The organism is Sphingorhabdus sp. (assembly GCF_044239045.1).
In the GTDB taxonomy this organism is placed as follows: Bacteria; Pseudomonadota; Alphaproteobacteria; order Sphingomonadales; family Sphingomonadaceae; genus Sphingorhabdus_B.
Genome location: NZ_JBIICD010000004.1, coordinates 19,841 through 44,999 on the forward strand (window position 1 = coordinate 19,841; position 25,159 = coordinate 44,999).

At 56.4% G+C, this 25,159-nt stretch carries 16 protein-coding genes and 2 tRNA genes; 10 read left to right on the forward strand and 8 right to left on the reverse strand.

Features of this window, described 5'->3' with window-relative positions; genetic code table 11:
- The first annotated feature begins 19 nt into the window (after positions 1–19).
- The 5 genes from ACILP4_RS02365 (at position 20) to ACILP4_RS02385 (ending at position 3,682) form a co-directional block, all read left to right on the forward strand.
- Positions 20–457, forward strand: coding sequence for a 23S rRNA (pseudouridine(1915)-N(3))-methyltransferase RlmH (locus tag ACILP4_RS02365; RefSeq protein WP_395619236.1), 438 nt, complete (start codon positions 20–22; stop codon positions 455–457).
- Between the two features lie 82 nt (positions 458–539).
- Positions 540–1,907 carry a S41 family peptidase gene (locus ACILP4_RS02370; protein ID WP_395619149.1) on the forward strand — a complete coding sequence of 456 codons (1,368 nt, stop codon included), beginning with the start codon at positions 540–542 and terminating at the stop codon, positions 1,905–1,907.
- A 116-nt stretch (positions 1,908–2,023) separates the two neighbouring features.
- Entirely contained in the window at positions 2,024–2,503 is a 480-nt protein-coding gene (locus ACILP4_RS02375; protein ID WP_395619150.1) for a disulfide bond formation protein B, read from the forward strand.
- The gene (locus ACILP4_RS02380) at positions 2,482–3,030 is read left to right on the forward strand and encodes a demethoxyubiquinone hydroxylase family protein (RefSeq protein WP_395619151.1); all 549 of its coding nucleotides are present in this window, start codon (positions 2,482–2,484) and stop codon (positions 3,028–3,030) included. Before ACILP4_RS02375 ends, ACILP4_RS02380 begins: the two co-directional genes overlap by 22 nt.
- A 64-nt stretch (positions 3,031–3,094) precedes the next feature.
- On the forward strand, positions 3,095–3,682 hold the full coding sequence (locus ACILP4_RS02385; RefSeq protein WP_395619152.1) for a hypothetical protein: 588 nt from the start codon (positions 3,095–3,097) through the stop codon (positions 3,680–3,682).
- 1 nt (position 3,683) lies between these two features.
- Here the strand turns inward: ACILP4_RS02385 and ACILP4_RS02390 are convergent, their stop codons facing one another.
- The 5 genes from ACILP4_RS02390 to ACILP4_RS02410 all read right to left on the reverse strand — a co-directional run bounded on the left by ACILP4_RS02390 (position 3,684) and on the right by ACILP4_RS02410 (position 13,395).
- Positions 3,684–5,435: a DUF885 domain-containing protein gene (locus tag ACILP4_RS02390; protein WP_395619153.1), complete on the reverse strand. Its 1,752-nt coding sequence runs from the start codon at positions 5,433–5,435 to the stop codon at positions 3,684–3,686.
- 114 nt (positions 5,436–5,549) lie between these two features.
- Positions 5,550–10,076: a glutamate synthase large subunit gene (gltB, locus tag ACILP4_RS02395; RefSeq protein WP_395619154.1), complete on the reverse strand. Its 4,527-nt coding sequence runs from the start codon at positions 10,074–10,076 to the stop codon at positions 5,550–5,552.
- The gene (locus ACILP4_RS02400; RefSeq protein WP_395619155.1) at positions 10,073–11,515 is read right to left on the reverse strand and encodes an NAD(P)-dependent oxidoreductase; all 1,443 of its coding nucleotides are present in this window, start codon (positions 11,513–11,515) and stop codon (positions 10,073–10,075) included. The genes gltB and ACILP4_RS02400 overlap by 4 nt, the downstream gene beginning before the upstream one ends.
- A gap of 159 nt (positions 11,516–11,674) precedes the next feature.
- Positions 11,675–12,475: an undecaprenyl-diphosphate phosphatase gene (locus ACILP4_RS02405; RefSeq protein WP_395619156.1), complete on the reverse strand. Its 801-nt coding sequence runs from the start codon at positions 12,473–12,475 to the stop codon at positions 11,675–11,677.
- Complete coding sequence (locus tag ACILP4_RS02410; protein WP_395619157.1) at positions 12,472–13,395, reverse strand: complex I NDUFA9 subunit family protein; 924 nt, start codon at positions 13,393–13,395, stop codon at positions 12,472–12,474. Before ACILP4_RS02410 ends, ACILP4_RS02405 begins: the two co-directional genes overlap by 4 nt.
- Positions 13,396–13,591: 196 nt before the next feature.
- On the opposite strand from ACILP4_RS02410, the gene ACILP4_RS02415 reads away from it, so the two are divergent.
- The 5 genes from ACILP4_RS02415 (at position 13,592) to ACILP4_RS02435 (ending at position 22,717) form a co-directional block, all read left to right on the forward strand.
- Positions 13,592–13,678: transfer RNA gene (locus tag ACILP4_RS02415), tRNA-Leu, on the forward strand.
- A gap of 115 nt (positions 13,679–13,793) precedes the next feature.
- Positions 13,794–15,917: an autotransporter assembly complex family protein gene (locus ACILP4_RS02420; RefSeq protein WP_395619158.1), complete on the forward strand. Its 2,124-nt coding sequence runs from the start codon at positions 13,794–13,796 to the stop codon at positions 15,915–15,917.
- Positions 15,917–20,074: a translocation/assembly module TamB domain-containing protein gene (locus ACILP4_RS02425; protein WP_395619159.1), complete on the forward strand. Its 4,158-nt coding sequence runs from the start codon at positions 15,917–15,919 to the stop codon at positions 20,072–20,074. Before ACILP4_RS02420 ends, ACILP4_RS02425 begins: the two co-directional genes overlap by 1 nt.
- A gap of 247 nt (positions 20,075–20,321) precedes the next feature.
- A complete protein-coding gene (locus tag ACILP4_RS02430) occupies positions 20,322–20,993 on the forward strand; it encodes a glutathione S-transferase family protein (protein ID WP_395619160.1) in 672 nt (223 codons plus the stop codon).
- Between the two features lie 215 nt (positions 20,994–21,208).
- A complete protein-coding gene (locus tag ACILP4_RS02435) occupies positions 21,209–22,717 on the forward strand; it encodes a YifB family Mg chelatase-like AAA ATPase (protein ID WP_395619161.1) in 1,509 nt (502 codons plus the stop codon).
- A 62-nt stretch (positions 22,718–22,779) separates the two neighbouring features.
- Here ACILP4_RS02435 and ACILP4_RS02440 read toward each other — a convergent pair.
- From ACILP4_RS02440 to rpsA, 3 genes are all read right to left on the reverse strand, one after another.
- Positions 22,780–22,865 (reverse strand) — tRNA-Leu (locus ACILP4_RS02440).
- A gap of 57 nt (positions 22,866–22,922) precedes the next feature.
- Positions 22,923–23,201 (reverse strand): integration host factor subunit beta, encoded by a 279-nt coding sequence (locus tag ACILP4_RS02445; RefSeq protein WP_395619162.1) that lies wholly within the window; start codon positions 23,199–23,201, stop codon positions 22,923–22,925.
- 214 nt (positions 23,202–23,415) lie between these two features.
- Positions 23,416–25,122, reverse strand: a complete 1,707-nt coding sequence (gene rpsA, locus ACILP4_RS02450; protein WP_395619163.1) for a 30S ribosomal protein S1 — start codon at positions 25,120–25,122, stop codon at positions 23,416–23,418.
- Positions 25,123–25,159: the final 37 nt, after the last annotated feature.

Below are 25,159 nucleotides of genomic sequence, written 5' to 3' on the forward strand. Positions count from 1 at the left end.
ATTGCCCGCGCCGATGGCGATGCGCCTGCACATCATCGCGCGCGGCAAAATTGGCCGTTCCCCGGAAGCGGAACTGGTCAATCGCTATCTGAAACGGATTAGCTGGCCGACCAAGCATAGCGAACTTCCAGATGTTCCTGATAAGGGGCGGGGCGGAGATCTTCCGGCATCCGATTCTCCTTACAAAACCATCATTTTGGATGAAAAGGGGGCGCAGCTCAGCTCGGTTGAACTGGCGCGCTTGTTGGAACGCTGGCGCGACGATGGCGTCCGCGAAGTGCGCTTCCTCATCGGTGCAGCCGACGGCTTTGACGATACGGCCCGTGCAGGCGCTGACAAGCTGATCGCCTTTGGCACAGCGACATGGCCGCATTTAATGGCGCGCGCGATGTTGGCCGAACAATTGTTCCGCGCGACATCGATTATCGCCAACCATCCTTATCATCGCGAGGGATGACGGCCCTGCACATTGCAAAGCTGCTTTCACACTGGGTTAAGGCGGGATATAGCAGCGACAATAAGATGAATTGGAAATGTTTATGAAGAACCGCTTGCTGACCGCCACCCTTGCCATTGTCGCGGCCATAGCCGTGCCCGGTACGGTGCTCGTTGCGCAAAATATGCAGCAACAACAAGCTCAGGCACAGCAGATAGAGGATCTTGACGCATTCCTTGCTGTCTATCGCAAGGTCAAATCCAGCTATGTCGACAAGGTCGATGACAAAAAATTGATGGAAGGCGCAATTCAAGGGATGCTGTCCAGCTTGGATCCGCATAGCGGTTTTCTGGATCGCTCCGACTTTAGTTCGCTGCAGACGCAAATTGATGGGGAATATGGCGGTCTTGGGCTTTCGGTAACGCTTGAGGACGAAGCGGTGAAAGTCATCGCGCCGACTAAGGATACGCCCGCCGACAAAGCAGGCATCAAATCCGGCGACTTCATCACCCATCTCGACGGCAAGCTGATTGTCGGCGGCACCTTGGATGAAGCGGTGGAGGCCATGCGCGGCGCGCCGGGCACAAGAATTAAGCTCACAATTTTCCGCCCCGGCCGCGATGCGCCATTTGACGTCACGCTGACCCGCGCGATTATCGATCTGAAACCCGTGCAGTGGGAAGTGAAAGACCGCATCGGCATTATCTCCGTCTTGGGCTTTTCCGAACAGACAGGTGCCGACGTTGTTTCTGCAGTGGCGGGCATTAAGAAGAGTTTGGGCGGCAATCCGCTGGGATATATCATCGACCTGCGCTCCAACCCGGGCGGCATATTGGATGAGGCGGTTGTCGTATCCGATGCGTTTTTGACGAAGGGGGAGATTGTGTCCGAGCGGGGTCGCGACCCGCGCAATGTGGACCGCTGGTGGGCCGAACGCGCCGTTCCTGGTGACGTGACGGGCGGTGCGCCGATCATTGTGTTGATTGATGCCGGGTCGGCTTCGGCCTCTGAAATCGTCGCGGGCGCCTTGCAAGACCATCATCGCGGCCTCGTCATGGGGGAACGCAGCTTTGGTAAGGGATCGGTGCAAAATGTGCTGCCCCTGACACGCGACACGGGCTTACGCCTGACGGTCGCGCGTTACCATTTGCCATCGGGCCGTTCGGTTCAGGAAGGCGGGATCAAGCCTGATATTCGCGTGCCGCAGTTGACGGACCCGGATTACAAAAACCGCGTGTCGATCCGCGAATCCGACCTGCGCCGTCATTTGGTCAATGAATTGAAAGACAATAATAAGGATCTCGAACAAGACCTTACGGACGATCCCCGCTTCGCCATGACTGCCGAGCAGTTGAAGGCAAAGGGCATAGAGGATTTCCAGTTATATTATGCGATGGAAACGCTGCAACGGCTTGGCCCCCGGACGATGAAGTTGGCGGCAAAGCGGGTGATGAGCAAAGCTAAGAATTGAGGGCGCCCCTCTTCCATCGTCATCCTGAACTTGTTTCACCATCTTACTTTTGTTGCGATGCTGTAGTAAGATACTGACATTAAATCAGCATGACAGATTTCTAGGGTTCACCGCATATGGCATCAAAATTCGATAAGGCCCATTGGTTGGCATTTCTGTTACCCGCTGCGTTGCTCGTGGGCGCTTATGGGTCGCAATATATTGGCGGGCTTTTCCCGTGCGAAATGTGTTGGTGGCAGCGTTATCCGCATTTTGCGGCGGTTGCGATTGCGCTGGTCGCTTTTGGCGTCAGCAACGCTGCCTATCGTAACGCCTTGGTCGCGCTGGCGGCATTGGCGATCGCCAGCAGCGGTCTCATTGGCGGGTTTCATGCAGGCGTGGAATATGGCTATTGGGAAGGGCTCACCGCCTGCACCGCGACGATTTCGGGTAGCGGCGATGATTTGCTCCGGTCGATTATGAACGCCCCCTTGGTGCGTTGTGACGTTGCGCCGTGGACCTTATTTGGCATTTCTCTCGCAGGGTATAATTTTCTCTTGTCGTTCGGCGGCGCAATGCTCATCTTGGCAATGATATGGCGCAACAAGAAAATTTGAAAACCACCGCGCAGCGGACACAGGCAATCAAACGCATGATCCGCGTGAACCATGCGGGTGAGTTTGGTGCGAAACGGATTTACGCGGGGCAGCTTGCGGTGATGGGCGATCGCACGCCTGCAGCGCGCAGCATTGCGCATATGGCGGAACAAGAGGAACGCCACTTAAGTGCCTTTGACAAAATGATGACCGAACGCGGCGTGCGTCCCACGGCTCTGCACCCGGTCTGGAATGTCGCGGGCTTTGCGCTTGGCGCTGTTTCTGCGGCCATCGGGCCGGAGGCCGCCATGGCGTGCACCGTTGCCGTCGAAACCGAAATCGACCGCCATTATAGCGAGCAGTTGGCCGAAATTGGCGACAGTGACCCCGAATTATCAGCGATGATTTTGGATTTCCAAGCCGATGAACTAGAACATAAGGCCACAGCCTTGGAACAAGGCGCGGAACGTGCGCCGGCCTATCCGTTGATGAGCGCGTTGGTCCGCATGGGTTGCCGCACCGCGATTGCCGTGTCGAAACATATTTAAGCTTCATAAAGCATTCAGCCGGCAATGTTCAAAAGCAGGCACACAGAAATTTGGAGATGATCTCGTGATAGCAATAACCAGAATTTCGCTCGCGAGCATTGCCTTGATGCTATCGGTTCAGGCATCGGCGCAGGATGCACCGGCTGCGAAGCCTGGCGATGAAAAAATCAATCAGCTCATCATCTATGGCAATGACAAATGCCCCGAAAGTGTTGGCGATGAGATCGTCGTCTGCGCGCGTATGGGGGAGGCGGAGCGCTATCGCATCCCGACCAATTTGCGCAGTGACCCCAATGACTCGCGCAACCAAGCGATGTCCGAGCGGATTAAATCCTACGAATATGTCGCGGCAAGCGGCACGATGACCTGCTCACCATCTGGCGCTGGCGGTTTTACTGGTTGCGGCTTGGCGGAGATTAACAAGGCTTATGCCGAAAAGGCACAAGACCCCGGCATTACTTTTGGTCGCTTGATCGCTGCCGAACGCGCCAAGCGCATGGCGGGCATTGATGCCGAAGCCGCCGAAGTGGAAGCGCGCGTCGTCGAATTTGAAAAAGGCCGCGCCGAGCGGGAAGCCAAGTTGCAGGCTGAGCTTGACGCCAAAGAAGCGGCCAACGTTGAGGCCGAACCGCTTCCGCAGCCAAAAAGCTAAATCAGCTTTTCGCTTTTTCGCCTGCAATCCAGTCCGTAATCTGCTGCTCTAGGACGTCTAGGGGCACAGACCCTTGCCCAAGCACCGCATCATGGAACGCGGCCAGATCAAATTTGGGGCCCAGTTCTTGTGTCGCCTTGTTGCGCAATTCGCGGATTTTCAGCTCACCCAATTTATATGCGAGCGCCTGACCCGGCCAGCTAATATAGCGATTCACCTCCGCCTCGATATTGGCGGCGGACAAAGCGCTATTGTCGGTCATGAAGGCTATGGCCTGTTGCTTGCTCCAACCCTTGGCGTGAATGCCCGTGTCGACCACCAAGCGGCACGCACGCCACATTTCATAGGACAGGCGGCCCATATCTTTGGCAGGGGTGTCATAGAGCCCCATTTCAATTCCAAGCCGCTCGGAATACAGTCCCCAGCCTTCGGTAAATGCCGTGAAGGACGCGCCATATTTGCGGAAATCGGACAAAGGCAGCTCCTGCTGCAAGGCTATCTGATGATGATGCCCCGGGACCCCTTCATGCACCGATAGCGCTGGAATTTCCCAGAACGGGCGCTGGTTCAATTTCGACGTGTTGACAAAATAGGTGCCGGATATCCCGATTTCGGGTGAACCCGGATTATAATAAGCCGTGGTTGTGCCTTCGGCTGTTTCCGCCGGAATTTCCCTTATGCCATAGGGCAGGCGGGGTAGGCGGCCGAACAGGCTGGGCATTTTACCGTCGATGATCTTGGTCACGCGCGCGACCTTCTCCATCAGCTCCTCTGGCGTTTTGGCATAATATTGCGGGTCAGTACGCAGATGCTCAATAAAGGCTTCGCGGCTCGGATAGCCTGCCTTTTTCGCGACCTCGACCATTTCTGCGCGAATACGCGATACTTCGCTGAGGCCAATCTGGTGGATTTGCTCTGCGGTCAGATTGGTCGTTGTTTCCTCGCGGATGCGAAAGGCGTAAAAAGCCGCGCCATTGGGCTGCGCTGAAACGCCGGGGGCCTTGGCACAAGCGGGCTTATAGCTTGCGGTGTACCACGCCAACTGCTTGGCCAGCGCCGGGTGGATGACGTTACTTATCGTCGCTTCCGCCTTGGCGGCCAGTGCGGCAAAGTCGCTTTCCGAAATGCCCTCGGGGCGCTTGGCCGCATAAGGGCCGTAAAAACGTGACTGGCGAATGTCGGATGTGATCAGTCCGCGCACCGTCCCTTCAAATCCCGTCAGCGTTTCACAAGGCTGCGTAAATTTGCCTTTGATGGCGACATTGGCGACGGCAATATTCTCGTCATTGACGCGGCCATATTGTGTCAGCCGGGCATTGTAGCTTTCAAAATCCCTTTTGGTCTTGAACGGCAAGTTGCGCGACATACTAGCGAGTTGTTGGTGCCAGCTTGAATAGGTCGTGAAGTTGATGGCGCGCTGCCCAAACTGATTGCCTTCGATGGTGGACACCAACGACCGCCTTAATATGCCCGCCTCCACCTTCGATGCTGCACTTAATGCATTTGCGGGAATGGCATCCAAACGGGCGAGGAACTTTGCCGCATCGGCGGCCCTACGGTCCTGCGCCGCCAGCGTATAATCGCCAAGTTCAAGAGCATAATCATTCACGCCCAGCGCGCTGGCGTAGACAGGCGCCTCTTTCAACGTCGTCGCCCAAACATCATCCACCAAAGCAGTGAGATCATTATTGGCATCCGCATAAGCAGGCGCCGACAGCGCAAATAAGGATCCGGCGATTAACAGGCTACGCATAAAACAGGCTTCTCCGTCACAACTCAAGGTGACGAATAAAGCAGGGAAAGCGGCAATTGACCAGTGGCGATTCCGTATGCGCAACAGGCCTAGCGGCCTGCAGCATATCTCATTCTACTCGGCGGCTTCCAATGCTTCATGATCGGACAGTGGCTGGCTGAGCCGCGTGCGCATTTCCTTCGGGCAAATCTGCCAGAATTCGCCGCGCCGGCGGTCCCAATCTTCGATGATTGATTTCGACCAAGCGCTATCGGTTTTTTCGGCATGCGCGGTGATCAGGGCCTTAAGCTCTTCTTCCCAATAAGCGCTTTCAAGGCGTTGCCATATAATGCTGTCGGGGTTCGCCATGTCGGCAAAGTCGCGTTCGGTATCGAGCACGAATGCCATACCGCCGGTCATGCCAGCGCCAAAATTGCTGCCGACTTTGCCCAAGATAACCGCCATACCGCCGGTCATATATTCAAGGCCATTGGATCCGCAGCCTTCCACCACAACATGCGCGCCGGAATTACGGACGGCAAAGCGTTCACCCGCTTGTCCTGCCGCGAACAGATGGCCTGATGTCGCGCCATAGAGCACAGTGTTGCCGATGATGCTATTTTGCTGACTGGTGAGCGGGCTGCTGACCGTTGGGCGTACGATGATTGTCCCGCCCGACAGGCCCTTGCCGACATAGTCATTGGCATCGCCAAAGACTTCCAGCGTAATGCCCTGGCACAAAAACGCGCCAAGCGACTGGCCAGCGGATCCACGCAGACGGACATGGACATGCCCTTCGGACAAGTCCTTCATGCCATATAACCGCGTGATTTCGGAGCTCAACCTTGTGCCCACCGCACGATGCGTGTTGCGAACATTATAGGTCAGCTGCATCTTCTCACGCCGTTCGAACACGGGCCGGGCATCATGGATCATCTGCGCATCCAGGCTGTCGGGCACTTCATTGCGGAAGGTCGGGATGCTGAAACGGCGCGCGCTGTCGGGCGCGTCAACCTTGGCCAAAATCGGGTTGAGGTCGAGATCGTCGAGATGCTCGGCCCCGCGGCTGACCTGCCGAAGCAGTTCTGTGCGGCCGATGACTTCATCAAGGCTGCGATAGCCAAGCTTAGCGAGTATCTCACGGACTTCTTCGGCGATGAAGGTCATCAGGTTGATGACTTTCTCCGGCGTGCCCGTGAATTTCTTGCGCAAGGCCTCATCCTGAACACACACGCCAACGGGGCAGGTGTTCGAATGACATTGCCGCACCATGATGCAGCCCATGGCGACAAGGCTGAGTGTGCCAATGCCAAATTCTTCAGCGCCTAAAATCGCGGCGACCACAATGTCGCGTCCGGTTTTTAAGCCGCCATCGGTCCGCAATTTGACGCGGTGGCGCAGGCCGTTGAGCGTGAGCACTTGGTTCGCCTCGGACAGCCCCATTTCCCATGGGGTACCTGCATATTTGATGCTGGTTTGCGGGCTTGCGCCCGTGCCGCCGACATTGCCGGAGACCAAGATGACATCGGCATGCGCCTTGGCAACGCCCGCGGCGATCGTGCCAATGCCCGCCGCGCTGACCAGCTTCACACAGACCCGCGCACGCGGGTTAATCTGCTTGAGGTCGTAAATCAGCTGCGCCAAATCTTCGATCGAGTAAATGTCATGATGCGGTGGCGGAGAAATCAGCGTCACGCCCGGTGTCGAGTGCCGCAGACGCGCGATCATTTCGGTCACCTTGAAGCCCGGCAATTGCCCGCCTTCGCCCGGCTTTGCGCCCTGCGCGACCTTGATTTCGATTTCCTCGCAAGCGCCGAGATATTCGGCGGTGACACCAAAGCGGCCGCTGGCGATCTGCTTAATCACGCTATTGGCATTGTCGCCATTTTCATAAGGCTTGAAACGCTTGCTGTCTTCGCCGCCTTCACCCGAAACGGCCTTCGCGCCGATGCGGTTCATAGCAATGGCCAATGTCTCATGCGCCTCTGGCGATAGTGCGCCAAGCGACATTCCGGGTGTCACGAAACGCTTGCGGATTTCGGTGATGGCCTCAACCTCGTCGATCGCGACAGGTTCTTTGGCGAAGTTAAATTCCAGCAAATCGCGCAAATAAATCGGCGGCAGTTCCTTCACGCCCTGCGCAAATTGCGTGTAGGTCGAGTAGCTGTCATTCGCGACCGCGCTTTGCAACAAGTGCATCAGGCCGGCGGAATAAGCATGTTCCTCACCACCGTCACGTTGCTTATAAAATCCGCCCACAGGCAGGCGGGCAACGGCGGCATCAAACGCGTCATCATGACGGTCGCGGGCGTTGACATATAATGAGTGATATCCTTCGCCCGAAATTTTGTTCGGCATGCCGGGGAAGAAGTCGTTGACCAACGCGCGCGACAGGCCAACCGCCTCAAAATTATAGCCGCCACGGTAGCTAGAGATGACGGCAATGCCCATTTTGGACATGATCTTCAGCAGCCCCTCGTTGATCGCGGTGCGGTAATTTTCGACCGCTTGCGTCAAGCTATAGCCATCGAGCAGGCCGCGACTATGCCGATCGGCAATCACCGCCTCAGCAAGATAGGCGTTCACTGTGGTCGCGCCCACGCCAATGAGTACAGCGAAATAATGCGTGTCCAAACATTCGGCGGAACGGACATTGATTGAAGAGTAACTGCGTAGGCCATTGCGGACCAAATGCGTGTGCACAGCCGCCGCCGCGAGGATCATCGCGATGCCCACGCGATCCGCGCTGATATTCTCGTCGGTCAGGAACAGTTCGGATTTGCCCATGCGCACCGCGGCCACGGCCTCTTCACGGATCCGCGCAATGGCAGCCCGCAGGCCCTCTTGCCCGGTCGAGATGTCATAGGTGCAATCAATCTCGGCACCAAGCGGGCCAAATGCAGCCTTCAGCCTGCGCCAATCGTGCGCGGTCAGGACGGGGCTATCGAGCACCAAGACATCGGCATTTTGGCTCTTCTCTTCCAAGATATTGGCAAGGTTGGAGAAGCGCGTTTTCAGGCTCATCACATGCCGCTCGCGCAAGCTGTCGATGGGCGGGTTGGTGACTTGGCTGAAATTCTGGCGGAAAAATTGGCTGATCAGCCGTGGCTTGTCGCTGATGACGGCAAGCGGCGTGTCGTCGCCCATCGACCCAATGGCCTCCTTACCATCCTCGATCATCGGCGCCAGGATCATTTCGACATCTTCCAATGTCATGCCCGCAGCGATCTGACGCTTGGTCAGTTCCGCGCGCGACCATGCGGGGGGGGCATCCCCACCAGCGTCGGGCAGGTCGGCGATGCGGCGGAATCCGGCGACCAATGCGCCATAATCCTGCTCGGCCGAAATGCGGTCCTTCAACTCGCCGTCACGGTATAATTTGCCTTCATCTAGATTGACGGCAATCATTTGGCCTGGACCAAGGCGGCCTTTTTCCAATATCGTCGTTTCGGGCAGGACAACCATTCCGGTTTCCGAGCCGATCACCAGCAAATTGTCCGACGTCCTACTGTAGCGCAACGGACGCAGCGCGTTGCGATCGACGCCAGCAACGGCCCATTGGCCATCGGTCATCGCCAAAGCCGCGGGGCCATCCCATGGCTCCATGACGCTGGACATATATTCATACATGGCACGGTGGGTGGCCGGCAAATTGGGGTTGGATTGCCAAGCTTCTGGGATGAGCATAAGCTTGGCCGTCGGTGCTTCCTTGCCGGACCGGACCAAGGTTTCAAACACGGCGTCCAATGCAGCAGTGTCCGATGACCCTGCCGGAATCACAGGCTTGATATCATCCGACTGCGCGCCAAAGGCGATGCTGGCCATCTTGATTTCGTGGCTCTTCATCCAATTTTGGTTGCCACGGATGGTGTTAATCTCACCATTATGCGCAAGGCCACGGAATGGCTGCGCCAACCACCATTGCGGGAAAGTGTTGGTCGAATACCGCTGATGGAAAATCGCAACGCGGCTTTCAAAACGGTTGTCTTGCAGATCGGGATAAAAAACCGACAGCGATTCTGCGAGGAACAGACCCTTATAGACAATCGACCGGCACGACAGCGAGCAGATGTAGAAATCACGGATTTGCGCCGCGATAATCTTCTTTTCGATCCGGCGACGGACCAAATAGAGTTTCTTTTCAAACTCGGTTGCGTCAACCTCTTCGGGCATTGGGCCAGCGATCATGATCTGCTCAATCTCAGGCCGCGTTGCTTGCGCCTTATCGCCGATCACCGAGACATCAACTGGCACCTGACGCCAGCCATAAATGGTGTAGCCCGCGTCGATAATCTCCGCCTCGACAATCGTGCGGCAATTTTCTTGCGCGCTCAGGTCGGTGCGCGGCAGGAACACCATGCCAACCGCCAACCGGTTGGGCATTGGCCGGTGGCCGCTGTCTGAAATGGCATCGTCGAAAAAGCGGACGGGCAAGTCGATATGCAGGCCTGCGCCATCACCGGTTTTGCCATCGGCATCGACTGCGCCACGATGCCAGACGGCTTTCAGCGCCTCAATTCCCGCCGCAACAACCCGCCGTGACGGCTTGCCATCGGTTGCCGCAATCAAGCCAACGCCGCACGCATCGCCTTCGGACTCCGGATGATACATGCCTTCACGGGCAAGGCGTTCATGTTCGGGCGTGGGGTAGAATATAGTCATGCTGCAACCTTTTCGCGGCTTGCTTTCGATTTCAGATAATTGTGCATATGCTGCGTCACGTCGCGGCCATCGCGGATTGCCCAGACAACAAGGCTTGCGCCGCGCACGATGTCGCCAATGGCGAACACCCCGTCGAGGTTTGTCATCTGCGTCGTGTGATCGACACGCACGGTGCCCCAGCGTGTGACGTTGAGGTCAGGCGCGTTAAACAAGACGGGCAGGTCTTCGGCTTCAAAGCCGAGCGCCGTAATCACCATATCGGCGTTCAGCGTGAAGTCGCCCTCAGGATCATTTTCCGGCGTGCGGCGGCCAGAGGCATCAGGCGCGGCAAGCCGCATTTTGGCGACATGCACGCGCTCGACCTTGCCATTGCCGTCAAAGCCTTTCGGCCCGGATAGCCAAACAAACTCGACGCCTTCTTCTTCGGCATTGGTCACTTCGCGCTGCGACCCCGGCATATTCTCGCGGTCGCGGCGGTAAAGGCATTTGACTGATTTTGCGCCTTGGCGGATTGCGGTGCGGACACAATCCATCGCGGTATCGCCGCCACCAATCACTACTACGTCTTTGCCATGCGCATTCATCGCACCGCTGTCAAAGGCAGGCACCGCATCACCAAAGCCTTTGCGGTTGGATGTGGTGAGATAATCCAGCGCTGGGACAATGCCCTCCAGCCCAATACCTGGCGTTGCAATCGCGCGCGCTTTATAAACGCCCGTGGCAATCAAGACCGCATCATGCTTCGCGCGCAAATCGTCCAACGACGCATCGCGGCCAACCTCAAAATTGGCGTGGAAGTGGATGCCTGCATCCTCAAGCCGCTTGACGCGGCGCATGACAATGTCTTTTTCCAGCTTGAAACCGGGGATGCCATAAGTCATCAATCCGCCCATGCGATCATAGCGGTCATAAACATGAACATCATAGCCCGCGACGCGCAGATATTCTGCTGTCGTCAGTCCGCCGGGCCCAGCGCCGATGATGCCCACGGACTGGCCGCGTGATGGCCCGACCTCGACAGGTTCAACCCAGCCCTGCTCCCATGCGGTATCGGTGATATATTTTTCAACCGAACCAATGGTGACCGCGTCATGGCCCGAAAATTCAATAACGCAATTGCCCTCGCACAAGCGATCTTGCGGGCAGATGCGGCCGCAAATTTCGGGCATAGTGCTGGTCAGGTTCGACATCTCATAGGCTTCACGCAAACGCCCTTCGGCGGTCAGGCGCAACCAATCGGGAATATGATTATGCAACGGGCAATGGACCGAGCAATAAGGCACACCGCATTGCGAACAGCGCGATGCTTGATCCGCCGCTGCGGCGGGCGCATAGCGATCTGCAATTTCCGCAAAATCCTCCGCACGCAATTCGGCTTCCCGCTTGTGCGGATAAGCCTGCGGCTTCGAAACAAATTTCAGCATCGGATCTTTTGCCACAATACGCTCCTTCAGAAGCGCTGCGCGTAACGCGGCGGGCAAGTGCTGTCACGCAAAAATCCAATAATAGGGCAGCTTTATTGACTAAACCAACCCATTTTGAGACGATAATTTACGCGCGCGCAATTATATTTCAAATTAAAAGGTCCGTTTCGGAACTTAGCGCATACTAAGCCATATCAACGCCGCCGTTCCCGCAATGATTCGGTAATAAGCAAAGGGTGCAAAGCCATATCTGCCGACAATGGCGACAAAGGCCTTCACCACAAAGACCGCGACCAGAAATGCCATGGTGAATCCAATGCCAATCATCCCCAGATCGTCCGCGTTCAAAAGCGCCCTGTCTTTCCACAATGCATAGACCGTCGCCGCCATCATGGTGGGTACCGCCAAGAAGAAGGAAAATTCCGCTGCTGTCTTGCGCTCCACACCCATCATCAGGCCGCCCATGATCGTCGCGCCCGAACGGCTTACGCCCGGCAACATCGCTGTGCATTGAACAAGGCCGATGGACAAAGCGGTGCCAAAGGGAATTTCCTCAACCGCATGGAAACGCACTGTCTTCACCACGCGTTCCAACACAAGGATGATGATGCCGCCAACAATAAGCGCTATGGCAACAATCTCTGGCGTCTGCATCGCGGCGCGAATGGCATCATACGCCACCACGCCAATCACCAAAGCAGGGGCAAAGCCCAATAGGATATTGCGTGTAAAGGCGACAGGGCCAGCCTCCCGCTTCAGCAGCCCTGTGCCTACCGCCCAAAACCGCCGCCAATACACCAATAAAACCGCCAAGATCGCGCCGAGCTGGATTGCGATCTTAAAAGCCACGGAGCTATTGTCGGTAAAGCCAACCAGCTCACCCGCTAAAATAAGGTGCCCAGTTGATGATACAGGCAAAAATTCGGTTAGCCCCTCAATAAAGCCGAGAAGCAACGCGATCATTGTATCGCTCATGCTTTGGAACCGCCGCCAAAGCGGCCATGCTTGCGGTAAATGTTCAACCAATCGGCGGCAATGACATCTAACGGCGTCGGCACGATGCCATAAGCCGCCAGCCCGTCGGTGCCTGTCACCACATTGTCGCTGCCTAGCATTTTAAGCTGGTCGTTGGTAATCGGCGCACCGGGCATCCAGCCTGTGCCCTTGGCGAGTATCTTTGCCGCGATATCGGGCACTTCAACGAATAGGGGATCATGACCGATAGCCTTGGCGATCCAGCGGTTGAGTTCCATCATTGAGAAGATCTCCGGCCCACCAAGCTCAAGCACGCGCCCATCCTGATGCCCCAGCGCAGCAGCAACAGCATGTGCGACATCGCCGGCATATACTGGCTGAAATTTTGTGGCTGCACCAATGACAGGCACTACAGGCAGCATGCGGATCAGTCCGGCAAAGCGGTTGATGAACTGGTCTTCGCGGCCGAACACAATCGATGGCCGCAAGATGACGGCCGATGGAAACGCCGCATGAACGGCAGTTTCGCCGCCCGCTTTGCTTTGACCATATTCGGCGTTGCTATGCGCGTCGGCGCCAATCGCGGAGATGTGGACCAAAGCGCCAACGCCTGCCTCTGCTGCGGCCTGCGCCACGATGCCTGCGCCAATATTCTGAACGGCATCCATATTGGCAAAGCTGCCCACCAGATTGACGACAGCATCGGCATCCATAATCGCGCGCTTTACGCTGGCGGTCTTGCGAATGTCGGTTTCCATCAATTGCACTTGGCCCAAATTGCCCAGTGGCTTGATGTGGTTGGCGCTATTGGCGTTGCGGCTCGCAATACGCAGCCGGGCGCCTTGACTAAGCAGTGCTTGCGCGACGTAGCGGCCTAAAAACCCGCCGCCACCAAAAACCGTTATCAACTTGCCTTGCATATATGCTCCGTCAGCCAGCGAGAAATCATGCGCGCGCTTTGCACCACCGCTCGGCAGCTTTCAAGGCCGACCTGCGCATGGCCCTGGCAACAGCCACATTTAATCCGCCGCGTAGGCGGCACAGACGTTGACAATATCACCTAATCGCTTAAATGAGCGCGCCTACCCGACACAAGGAAAAGCCCGCGTGTCTCGTGCCCGGATGGCGGAATTGGTAGACGCACCAGCTTCAGGTGCTGGCGCTGGCAACGGCGTGGAGGTTCGAGTCCTCTTCCGGGCACCATTTTTTACTTGGCGTTGCGTTCTTGTTTGCAACCCTTGTCTTTCGCACTATCGAATGTTCCCGAGCCGAGCGGAACCTTTTTGCATGAGGGGCGTTGGTGCCGGGGAATGTCTGTTTGATCCGAACAATTGCCATTTTGTATTTGAGCAGCGCGGCAGCGCCGTTGCTTGCCCAAAATCCGGCGGATGGGAAGGCCAATACGGCGCAGCACGCGCCGATCATAACCGACACTGAATTTGATGCGGCAATCCCTTCGTTGGATGATGCTCCATTGGAAAGCATCGAAGTTTGGAATGTCGAGCAGGAAAATCGTGAGGCAGACGGATCTGTAGCGGAGCCGGCGGCGCAGGGCGCTGTCGACCCGCTGTTAGACGACCCCTTGCCGCTTATCGAAAATTTTGATGCAGAACCCCCGCCTGCAACAACGCAGGCTGCGGAACGCGAGGCGGGCGCCGTGCGTTATATTCTGCGGCTTGATGGCTTGGATGCGACGAGAACGACAGATTTGGCTAAGGACGCTGACGGCATTGCGGTTGAGGCGGCGGCTTGGAATGATGTCAGGTCGCGTTTTTATGATCTTTCGTCTCTGAAAGATAATGGCGGCCGCGCAGATAGCCGCGCGGAGATTGGCCAACGTGCTCGTGCTGATCGGCAATTGTTGTTGGACATTTTGAACGGGCAGGGCTTTTTTGACGCCGATGTTCAGGTGAAGACCGAAACATCGGCAACCGAAGGCGGACCGGTCAATGTCGTCCTGACGGTTCTGCCGGGCCGACGTTATTATTTGGGGCAGATCGCTTTTGCAGCCCCAGCGGTGCAGCCGGCTGACCTTATCAGCGGTAACTTTACGCCAAAAACGGGCGATGCGATTATTGCCGATGTCATATTGGCTGCCGAAGCGAAGCTTTCCGTTGAACTGCCGCAAAATGGCTATCCCTTCGCCAATGTCGGCCAGCGCGACATATTGTTGGATAGTGGTTCCGGAATTGGCGATTATACATTACCCGTGGACCCCGGCGTACGCAGCTATTTCGGGCAATTGCGCACGGAGGGCATGCCAACATTTGAAGCGGGCCATATCGCAATATTGCGTCGCTATAAAACGGGCGATCTCTATGACAGCCGCAAAGTGGATGACCTGCGCGCCGCGTTGATTGCCACAGGATTGCTTTCTACTGTTTCGGTCGAAGCCGTACCGGGTGAAGGCGTAGCACTAGACGGAACGTCTTATGCCGATTTGCTTGTCCGCCAAGAGGCCGCCCCGCCACGCAGCTTAGCGGCAAGTGCTGGCTATGGGACGGGGCAAGGCTTTCGTGCGGAGGGTAGCTGGACGCACCGAAACCTGTTCCCCCCCGAAGGCGCCTTGCGCGTGGCAAGCTTGTTTGGCACGCAAGAGCAAGCAGCAAGCGTCACATTTGACCGCGGCAATGCCGGGCGGCGTGACCGTAATATCGAGATATCTTTGTCGGCACTACACAGCAATTATGATGCGTTTGAGGCCTATACTGGTCGGCTGGCAGTGACCATGGCGCTCGTTTCGACCCCAATTTGGCAAAAGAAATTCACATGGTCGATCGGGGCGGAAATCTTGGGTACGTCCGAAGATGCGTTTGAATTGGCCCGCGGTGTCCGCGACCGGCAGCTTTATTATGTCGCCGCTTTGCCGGGGCAGGTAGGCTTTGACCGATCAAACGACTTGCTTGACCCCGTGCGGGGCTATCGCATGAACTTACGCATATCGCCTGAGGCGTCTTTAGGCACGGGCAAACAAATTTATGTGCGCGCCATATTGGATGGATCTTATTATCATCCGGTGAAGGATAATATTGTGGTGGCTGCCCGCGCCCGCGTTGGAACCATATCGGGCAGTTCGCGGGATAACCTAGCGCCATCACGCCGACTTTACGGGGGCGGTGGCGGCTCTGTCCGGGGCTTTGGCTATCAGCGGCTTGGACCATTGGATCCGAACAATGATCCGATCGGCGGACGCAGCGTGAACGAATTTGCGCTGGAGGGGCGCTATCGCTTTGGAAATTTGGGCGTTGTCGGCTTTGTCGACGCGGGACAAGCCTATGAATCAACCATCCCTAAATTTGACGACTGGCGCGTTGGTGTTGGTATTGGTGGCCGTTTCTACACCAATTTTGGTCCCGTCCGGCTTGACCTCGCAACGCCATTGAACCGACGTCCTGGTGACTCTCGTTTTAGTGTGTACGTGTCGATTGGGCAGGCATTTTAATGGCGTGGCGGCGGATTTCCATTGGTGTAGCTGCCGTAACGGCGCTGCTGCTGGTCCTATTGGCTGGCAGCATGGTTTGGCTCGACAGCTCCTCCGGACGGAGTTTTGCCGCAAGGCAGATTGCAGCCTTTGAATTTGAAAATGGCCTGAATATCCGCATCGGGAACATTGACGGGTCGATTTATGGCGACGCGACACTGTCAGACGTCCGCTTTCGCGATCCCAAGGGCGAATTTGCGCGCGCGCCTATAATCCGGCTCGACTGGAACCCATTGTCTTTTTTTAGTCGCGGTGTTGCGATCCATGCCCTGACGGCGAAAGAGTTGAACATGACGCGCTTGCCCGCGTTTCGTGCGATCCCTGACCGTGGCGACCCGCTGCTCCCCGATCTCGATATACATATCAAACGACTGCAGGTGGACCGCATCGTCTTTGCCAAGGCCATGACGGGTGAAGAACATATCGCTTCATTTTCTGGCAAGGTGCAGATTGCAGACAGGCGCGCGATTATCAACGCGACCGCAGGCAGCTTGAGCGGTGACCGCATTATTCTGAAACTCGATGCCGTACCCGAGCATAATCGCTTCGATATCGATGTGCAGTTGAATGCACCGGTCAAGGGCCTACTGGCTGAGCTGGCCGGCCGTGAAGTCCCGATGAAAGCCAATTTAAGCGGTCGCGGTGACTGGCGCAAATGGGATGGCGCGCTGACCGCGCAATTGGCGTCTACGGACATTGCAGACCTTGCGCTGACGGCGCGCGAAGGGACGTTTACGATGACTGGCACGGCAGCGCCTGGCAAAGTCTTCGCCGATAGTTTGCTAATGCGAACGTTATCGCCGGTTGCCAATGTCAGTATAGCCGCGACCTTTGCTGATCGCGTTGCGAAGATTAGCGGGACTGTTCGTTCTGCCGCAGCGGAGGTTGATGCCGACGGGGCGGCTGATTTGGGCAAAGGCAGCTTTGAGGACTTCGCACTAGATTTCCGCATTCTTCGCCCGAGCATCATCGGTTTGAATGTCAGTGGGACAAATATCCGCGGTAAGGCGTTACTCAATGGTTCCTTCGTTGGCCCCACGGTCGCTTATTCCGCCAACGCAAATCGGCTGGCCTTCGACGTCACGGCATTTGAGGATGTGACCGTCACCGGCGAGATGCAAGTAAAGGCAGATCGCTTCATCATCCCTATTAACGCCACAGCGCGCCGGGTCACGGGTATTAACCAAGCCGCTGGCGGCTTGCTGACCAATGTTCGCGTTAACGGCGATATTGCCATCGCCGATGGGCGACTGCTTTCCGACAATTTTAAAGTTCGTTCCGACCGAATCAATGCAAAGGCTTTGCTGGTAGGGGACATGAACAAGGGCGTTTACAAAACGGCATTAAACGGAAAGCTAGATGGATTTCAGATCAACTCGGTCGGCCTGTTCAATGTCGTTGCCGACGTTGATATCGAAACAACTCGCGGCCGTGGCTATGCCTTGGTCGGCAGCATAAAGGCGGGTTCCGCGCGGCTATTCAGCCAGGGTTTCCAAAATTTCCTTGGCGGCCAAATGTTCGTCAATGCCGGCATCCGTTATGGCAATAATGGCATATTGCAAATCACCCGCGCGACATTGGTGTCGCCCTTATTCCGGCTCAACAGCGGCGGCGGCACCTATGTGACCCAAGGGGGTCGCGTTGTGTTCAATGGTCAGGGCTATTCCAACCAATATGGCCCTATTCAGGTAGGCATGACGGGTACATTCGCGCGTCCAGAATACCGCATTACCGCAACCAATCCCGGGTTCGGCATCGGCATGTCCAATGTCGTTGGCGTCGTAACGCGCAGTCCGCGTGGCTATGCCATCGCGATGACGGGTTCGACTGATTATGGGCCGATCAGCAGCGATGTCGACGTGCTGTCGGGCAATGGCCCGCTGATTATTATTCTGCGCGGTAACTTTGCAGGCATTGGCGTGACAGGCCGCATAAGGCAGACCGCGTCGGGACCATTTGTGGGAACGTTGACGGGCGCAGGTTCTGGCTTTGACGGAACCATAGCTTTGTCGGCGCAAGGCGCGTTTCAGCGTGCAGTTATTGATGCCACAGCATCCAATGCGGCGCTTTCTGGTGCGCAAAAACTCACAATTGGGCGCGGAATGATGCACTCAGACATCACCTTGTTTGATAGCCCGCAGGTCATTGCCGATGTGCAAGTTGAAAACGCCGTGGTGAACGACATTGGAATCGCCGCAGCGCGCGTAAAGGTGCATTACAGGGCGGGTTCCGGCACGGCGCAAGTGCTAGCCGAAGGTCGGCGCGATGTGCCTTTTCGCTTTGCTGCCAATGCCGACTTCACGCCGCAATTGTGGCAGGTGGCTGCCAAGGGCCGCGCTAATAGTGTCAATTTCGCGACCGATGGCGCTATGCGCATTGTTCCACGCCGGAACAGCTATGACATTTTGACGAGTAATATCAACGTTGCGGATGGCAGCTTGCGTATAGTGGGCAGCTATGGAGACTCCCTTGCCCTTCAAGCGCGCATCGACAAGGTCGATATTGCGGTACTCGACCCCTTCCTACCCGGCCTTGGGATGAGCGGGCGGGCGAGCGGAAGTCTGGATTGGTCTCAGGCGTCCATGACTGCATTCCCGAATGCAAACATGCGGCTGGAGATAAGCCGCTTTGTCCGGGCAAATTTGGGGTCGCGATCACAGCCTGTGGATATCAGCATGGTCGGAAGACTGATGCCTACAGGCGGTAACGCACGTTTTATCATCCGGCGGCGGGGTGCAGCGGTGGGCCGACTTCAGATTGACATGACGCCATTGCCGCCCGGTAACGCACACTGGACCGAACGGTTGCTCGCGGCACCCTTATCCGGCGGCATTCGCTATAACGGACCTGCCGACACATTGTTTTCCTTGGCCGAGCTTGCGGACCAAAGCCTGACTGGCAATATCGGCGTTGCCGCCGATTTTTCAGGTAGGTTGCAGGCCCCGATATTGACCGGCGTCGTCCGCGCCAATGACCTTGTGTATGAAAATGATAGTTATGGCACGCGACTGACCAATCTACGCGTGCGGGGCGTATTCACAAATGACCAGTTGGACGTGACCGAGTTGAGCGCAAAAGCGGGCGATGGCACCGTTACAGGCAAAGGTATCGTCAACTTAAGTGCAGCCAAAGGCTTTCCTGTGCAGCTAAACCTTGACCTCGATCGCGCCCGCGTTGCGCGCAGCGAATTGATTTCGACAACCGCTACGGGCCAAGTCAGTGTCACCAAAACGCCCGACGGTGAAGCGCTGGTCAGCGGCACATTGCGCCTGCCAGAAACGCGGTTCAAGATTATTAGGCAAGGTGCGGCTAAGGTTGCAACCTTAACTGGCGTGCGCCGCAAGGCACCAGCGGGCCGGGCACGTGTGTCCGGCGATGCCGATGCGATCAGAAGCCTTCCAAGCAATTGGAAACTCGACATCCGACTGGAGGCCCCGGACGAATTATATGTGAGTGGCATGGGACTGGAGTCCGAGTGGGGCGCGAATTTGCGGATTACCGGGAACAGCGACGCGCCGTTGATTTCGGGCGATATGCAACTTGTGCGCGGGACTTTGGGCTTTGCCGGTCGATCCTTTGAACTGGAAAGCGGACGCATTTCCTTCAACAGCGGACCTGCAAGCAATCCATCGATCCGCGTGACAGCCGCAAGCGAAGTTGATGGAACAACGGTTCGCGTTAATATTGCCGGTACCGGACAAAATCCTGCGATTAGCTTTAGCTCAACCCCTGCCTTGCCGCAGGACGAAATCATGGCACGGATCTTATTCGGTAACTCCATCGCGGAATTGTCGGCCATTCAGGCGGTCCAGCTTGCGGGGTCATTAAACAGCTTGCGTGGCGGGTCGGCCGGGCTAAATCCGCTGGGTGTGCTGCAGTCGGCGACGGGTCTTGATCGCTTACGCCTGCTGAATGCAGACGCGAGTAACGGGCGCGATATGGCGGTTGCCTTTGGCCAGTATATAACCAATGACGTCTATGTTGAAATCGTCACGGACGCCCGCGGTTATACCGCAACACAATTGGAAATCAGTCTGACACGCGCGCTTTCCGTGCTGAGTCAGATTGGAACCAGCGGAACATCGAACGTCAATATTCGCTATAAAAAGGATTATTGATGCGTCGCCCCCTGCCTTTGCTAACACTGGTGATATCTTCCTTGCTAGCGGCGGGGTGTCAGCAGGACTTTAACACCCAATATGCGGAGACAGAGCGCAGGGTGAAAGCGACAGAAGCAAAAATCGATGCTGAAATGGCAAAAGAAGCTGAGCGCCAGCCTCATCAAAATGGCAAATCGGACTAATGCCCTAGCTTTTGGGACAACGCCCTCTTCACTTTCTGTGCGACCGGTCCTAACAGATTCACATGTGGCATCTCCATCAATATCCGCTCTGTCCCTTTTCGCGCAAAGTACGCCTGCTGCTTGGCGAAAAAGGCGTGCCATACAGCTTGGTGCGCGAGAATCCGTGGGAGCAACGCGACGAATTTGTGCACATGAACCCTGCGGGGCGCACGCCCGTGATGCGCGATTCCGAACGTAATATTACTTTGTCCGATTCGGTGGCGATTTCGGAATATATTGACGAAACCGTGCCCACCAACCCGATGATTAGCGGCACCGCGCAATATCGCGCCGAAATTCGTCGCCTCGTATCTTGGTTCGACGAACAATTTTATGGCGATGTGACTCAGCCGCTTTTGCATGAGCGGATGAAGAAACGACTGATTGATCGTCAGCCGCCCGAAGCCAAAATATTACGAGAAGCGATGAAGTTGGCCAATGGGCATCTCGATTATATTGACTATCTCATCGACCACCGCGCGTGGTTGGCGGGATCAACAATGACGATGGCCGATCTGGCGGCAGCGGCGCAGATTTCGGTAGCTGACTATCTTGGCGGCATCGATTGGAATGGGCATGAACAGACCAAGGCGTGGTACGCCATGTTTAAATCGCGTCCCAGTTTTCGGCCCTTATTGTCCGAGCGGATGGAAGTCATCGCACCTCCCAAGCATTACGAGCATGTCGATTTTTAAGTTGCGAAAGCGGCTGATTTGCAAGATTTTTCCTGCCCGCGTTGCGTATTGATAACGCCAAATTGGATATACCAACCGTTGGTATACTAATCGCCAGCGGTTGCCATAGGGGCCGTTCGCGGCGCAGTTGTCCATGTCGACCACTGGACCGGTCGGCCGGACCTCCGCTGTCATGACATCCCAGCGCAGCGGAGGTCCACCCTTGGGGAAACAATATGGTGTCGATTGTTTCCACAGTCGCATATCTCGGTTTAGAAGCCCGCAGCGTTGAAGTGCAATGCCAAGTTGCACCAGGGATGGTCGGCTTCGCGGTTGTAGGTCTTCCTGATAAGGCAGTCGCTGAAAGCCGTGAGCGGGTTCGCGCCGCAATCTCTGCGCTGGGCTTGGCTTTGCCGCCCAAGCGGATCACTATTAATCTTTCGCCAGCTGACCTACCCAAAGAGGGTTCACATTATGACTTGCCAATTGCGTTGGCTTTACTCGGCGCAATGGGGCTGGTGGATGCGGAGGCGCTGGCGCAATTTGTGGTGGTCGGTGAGCTCGGTTTGGATGGCAGGGTGGCTGCGTCACCTGGTGTACTGTTGGCGGCGCTACATGCCTCGTCGCGCGGTCTCGGACTAATCTGTCCGGCTATGCAAGGATCAGAAGCAGCTTGGGCTGGTGAAATCGAGGTTGTCGCCGCACCCGATTTGCTTGGCTTGCTGAACCATCTGAAAGGGCAATCCTTGCTGCGCCCGCCTGCGCCAGGAGTCGCCGAGCCGCGCCAAACGGGCCCTGATCTCAAAATGGTAAAAGGGCAGGAGACCGCAAAGCGTGCGCTGGAGATTGCTGCTGCTGGGGGGCACAATTTGGCGATGGTTGGACCTCCGGGCGCGGGCAAGTCGCTATTGGCGTCGTGTATGCCGGGTATCTTGCCAGAACTTTCGCCTGCTGAGGCATTGGAGGTGTCCATGATTGCATCCGTTGCCGGATCCTTGGACGGTGGCCGCTTATTGCGTACACGTCCGTTCCGTGCACCGCATCATAGCGCGTCCATGCCAGCCTTGGTCGGGGGCGGTTTGCGCATTCGTCCGGGCGAAGTCAGCCTGGCGCATCTTGGGGTCTTGTTCCTCGACGAATTGCCCGAGTTTCAACGCAGCGTACTCGACAGTTTACGGCAGCCTTTGGAAATCGGCGAAGTCAGTGTCGCTCGGGCCAACAGCCATGTGACCTTTCCAGCCAATGTCCAATTGGTCGCTGCGATGAACCCATGCCGCTGCGGACATCTTGGCGACGCCGCTTTGGCATGTAGCCGAGCACCGCGCTGCGCTGCGGACTATCAGGCGAAGATATCGGGGCCATTGCTTGATCGTATCGACCTGCATGTTGATGTGCAGGCTGTGCGCGCTGCCGACTTGGTCCTTCCGCCCCCTGCCGAAGGTTCGGCTGAGGTCGCAGCGCGGGTCCATGCCGCGCGCATTCTACAAAGCGCACGGTTACAAGGTACTGGCCTGCGAACCAATGCAGATTTGGATGGTGATGCACTTGCGGCTTTCGCCGCGCCAGACGTTGCGGGTCAGAGTTTGCTAGCCCAAGCGGCAGAGGCCATGCGTCTATCGGCGCGCGGCTACACACGCATATTGCGGGTTGCCCGCACCATCGCAGATTTGGCCAGTGCCACTGACGTTAGCCGTATCCATATAGCCGAGGCGCTGAGTTACCGACGGCAACCGCCACGCAATTGAGTAGTCCTACCAGGTGCGCTTTGCATTCATGATCAGTGATGTAAAGGGCGCCTAAGGCCAGTTGGTGCGGATGGCGGGACTCGAACCCGCACGCCCTTACGGACAACAGATTTTAAGTCTGTAGCGTCTACCATTCCGCCACATCCGCTTAGCCATACGCAGACAGCATTACGCCCGCAGGGTCAAGTGTCTTTACACAAACAAGTTATTTGTTGAGGCTCTCGCGGACTTCTTTGCCCGGTTTGAAATAGGGTACGCGCTTCGATGGCACATCGACCGATGCACCGGTGCGTGGGTTGCGGCCCTTGCGTGGACTGCGGTCGCGGGTCGAAAATGCTCCAAAGCCACGTAACTCAACGCGTCCACCGTCGGAAAGGCGTTGAATGATCTGGTCAAAAAACAGGTCGACGATCTTTTCGACTTCCTCTGTTTTGAACTCCGGATTCTCGGTCTCAAGCTTTTTGATCAACTCGGAACGGATCATATTATGTCCCTCTCTTACGGTTATCTCATAGGACGCAGCGCACTTATCAGATTTCGCTTTACATCGCTTTACAATAATCATGCACGCTGGCAGAAAATTTTCATTATTACAACGGCCTTGCAAATGTTTCGTGCCAAAGGCAGCAAAAAACCCGCTCCTTATGCAAGGAGCGGGTTTCTATTCCGATATTTCGGATGTCGTTTTTAGCCGAAGCTTATTTCTTCACGCCCTTGAGTGCTTCACCCAAGATGTCGCCAAGCGATGCGCCGGAATCCGACGAACCATATTGCTCAACAGCTTGCTTTTCTTCCGCGAGCTGAAGCGCCTTGACCGAGAAGTTTGGCTTTTTCGAGCGGTCGAAACCGGTGACCATGGCATCAAACTTCTGACCAACCTGGAAGCGATCAGGACGCTGTTCGTCACGGTCACGGCCAAGGTCGGCGCGCTTGATAAAGCCAGTTGCGCCGTCTTCGCCCGCTTGCACTTCAAGTCCGCCATCGCGCACTTCAAGAACGGTCACGGTGGTGGTTCCACCCTTCTTCAAGCCGCTTACCGAAGCAGCGCCGGCTGCCGATGGGGCACCCTTTTCAAGCTGCTTAATACCAAGCGAAATGCGCTCTTTCTCGGCGTCGATGTCAAGAACGATTGCCTTAACGGTTTCGCCCTTGCGATGAAGGTGCAAAGCTTCCTCGCCCGTGATGCCCCATGCGATGTCGGACATGTGGACCATGCCGTCAACGTCGCCGTCGAGACCAATGAACAGACCAAATTCGGTCGCATTCTTAACTTCACCTTCAACGGTGGAGCCAACTGGGAACTTGTCCGCGAACGATGCCCATGGATTGTCATGCGCTTGCTTGAGACCAAGCGAAATACGGCGCTTTTCCATGTCGATGTCGAGAACGACAACGTCGACTTCTTGTGAAGTCGAAACGATCTTGCCTGGGTGAACGTTCTTCTTTGTCCATGACATTTCCGAAACGTGGACCAGACCTTCGATGCCGGCTTCGAGTTCGATGAATGCACCATATTCGGTGATGTTCGTGACCGAACCCTTGAGCTTTGTGCCAACTGGGTACTTGGCAACTGCTGCATCCCAAGGATCGCTTTCCAACTGCTTCATGCCAAGGCTGATGCGCTGTGTGTCCTTGTTGATACGGACGATCTGAACCTTTACGGTGTCACCAATGTTGATGACTTCGCTTGGGTGGTTGATACGCTTGTAGCTGATGTCGGTGACGTGCAGCAGGCCATCGATTCCACCCAGGTCGACGAACGCACCATAATCGGTGATGTTCTTGACAACGCCATCGATGATCTGACCTTCGGCGAGGTTCTGGATGAGGCCCGTGCGCTGTTCTGCGCGTGTTTCTTCCAATATGGCGCGACGCGATACAACGATGTTGCCACGCTTGCGGTCCATTTTGAGTATGACGAAAGGCTGGGCGATGTCCATCAATGGCGCAACGTCACGGACGGGGCGGACGTCAACCTGGCTGCCGGGTAAGAATGCCACTGCGCCGCCAAGATCAACGGTGAAACCACCCTTCACGCGGCCGAAGATAACGCCGTCAACGCGGTTGCCAGCGTCGAATTCGCCTTCAAGCACGTCCCAAGCGGCTTCGCGACGGGCGCGATCGCGGCTCAGCATGGCTTCGCCGTTCATATTTTCTACGCGGTCAACGAAGACTTCGACTTCGTCGCCAACCTTGAGGTCGGCTTTCTGGCCGGGCATAGCGAATTCACGCAGCGCCACACGGCCTTCGGATTTGAGACCTACATCGATGACAGCATGGTCATTGTCGATTGCGGTTACGGTGCCTTTTACGACACGGCCTTCAAAGCCTGCGTCTGCGCCACCAAGTGATTCGTCGAGAAGTGCCGCGAAATCGTCGCGGGTCGGGTTTGGCGAAGTTGCCATAGGTTAGAGTGTCCTTACGTACATTTTGTCCGGCCAG

Bases quoted from the DNA above. Each gene is read 5' to 3' on its own strand.
- ACILP4_RS02365 (WP_395619236.1), top strand. From the start codon at position 20: ATGCGCCTGCACATCATCGCGCGCGGCAAAATTGGCCGTTCCCCGGAA.
- ACILP4_RS02370 (WP_395619149.1), top strand. From the start codon at position 540: ATGAAGAACCGCTTGCTGACCGCCACCCTTGCCATTGTCGCGGCCATA.
- ACILP4_RS02375 (WP_395619150.1), top strand. From the start codon at position 2,024: ATGGCATCAAAATTCGATAAGGCCCATTGGTTGGCATTTCTGTTACCC.
- ACILP4_RS02380 (WP_395619151.1), top strand. From the start codon at position 2,482: ATGGCGCAACAAGAAAATTTGAAAACCACCGCGCAGCGGACACAGGCA.
- ACILP4_RS02390 (WP_395619153.1), bottom strand. From the start codon at position 5,435: ATGCGTAGCCTGTTAATCGCCGGATCCTTATTTGCGCTGTCGGCGCCT.
- gltB (WP_395619154.1), bottom strand. From the start codon at position 10,076: ATGACTATATTCTACCCCACGCCCGAACATGAACGCCTTGCCCGTGAA.
- ACILP4_RS02405 (WP_395619156.1), bottom strand. From the start codon at position 12,475: ATGAGCGATACAATGATCGCGTTGCTTCTCGGCTTTATTGAGGGGCTA.
- ACILP4_RS02410 (WP_395619157.1), bottom strand. From the start codon at position 13,395: ATGCAAGGCAAGTTGATAACGGTTTTTGGTGGCGGCGGGTTTTTAGGC.
- ACILP4_RS02425 (WP_395619159.1), top strand. From the start codon at position 15,917: ATGGCGTGGCGGCGGATTTCCATTGGTGTAGCTGCCGTAACGGCGCTG.
- ACILP4_RS02430 (WP_395619160.1), top strand. From the start codon at position 20,322: ATGTGGCATCTCCATCAATATCCGCTCTGTCCCTTTTCGCGCAAAGTA.
- ACILP4_RS02435 (WP_395619161.1), top strand. From the start codon at position 21,209: ATGGTGTCGATTGTTTCCACAGTCGCATATCTCGGTTTAGAAGCCCGC.
- ACILP4_RS02445 (WP_395619162.1), bottom strand. From the start codon at position 23,201: ATGATCCGTTCCGAGTTGATCAAAAAGCTTGAGACCGAGAATCCGGAG.
- rpsA (WP_395619163.1), bottom strand. From the start codon at position 25,122: ATGGCAACTTCGCCAAACCCGACCCGCGACGATTTCGCGGCACTTCTC.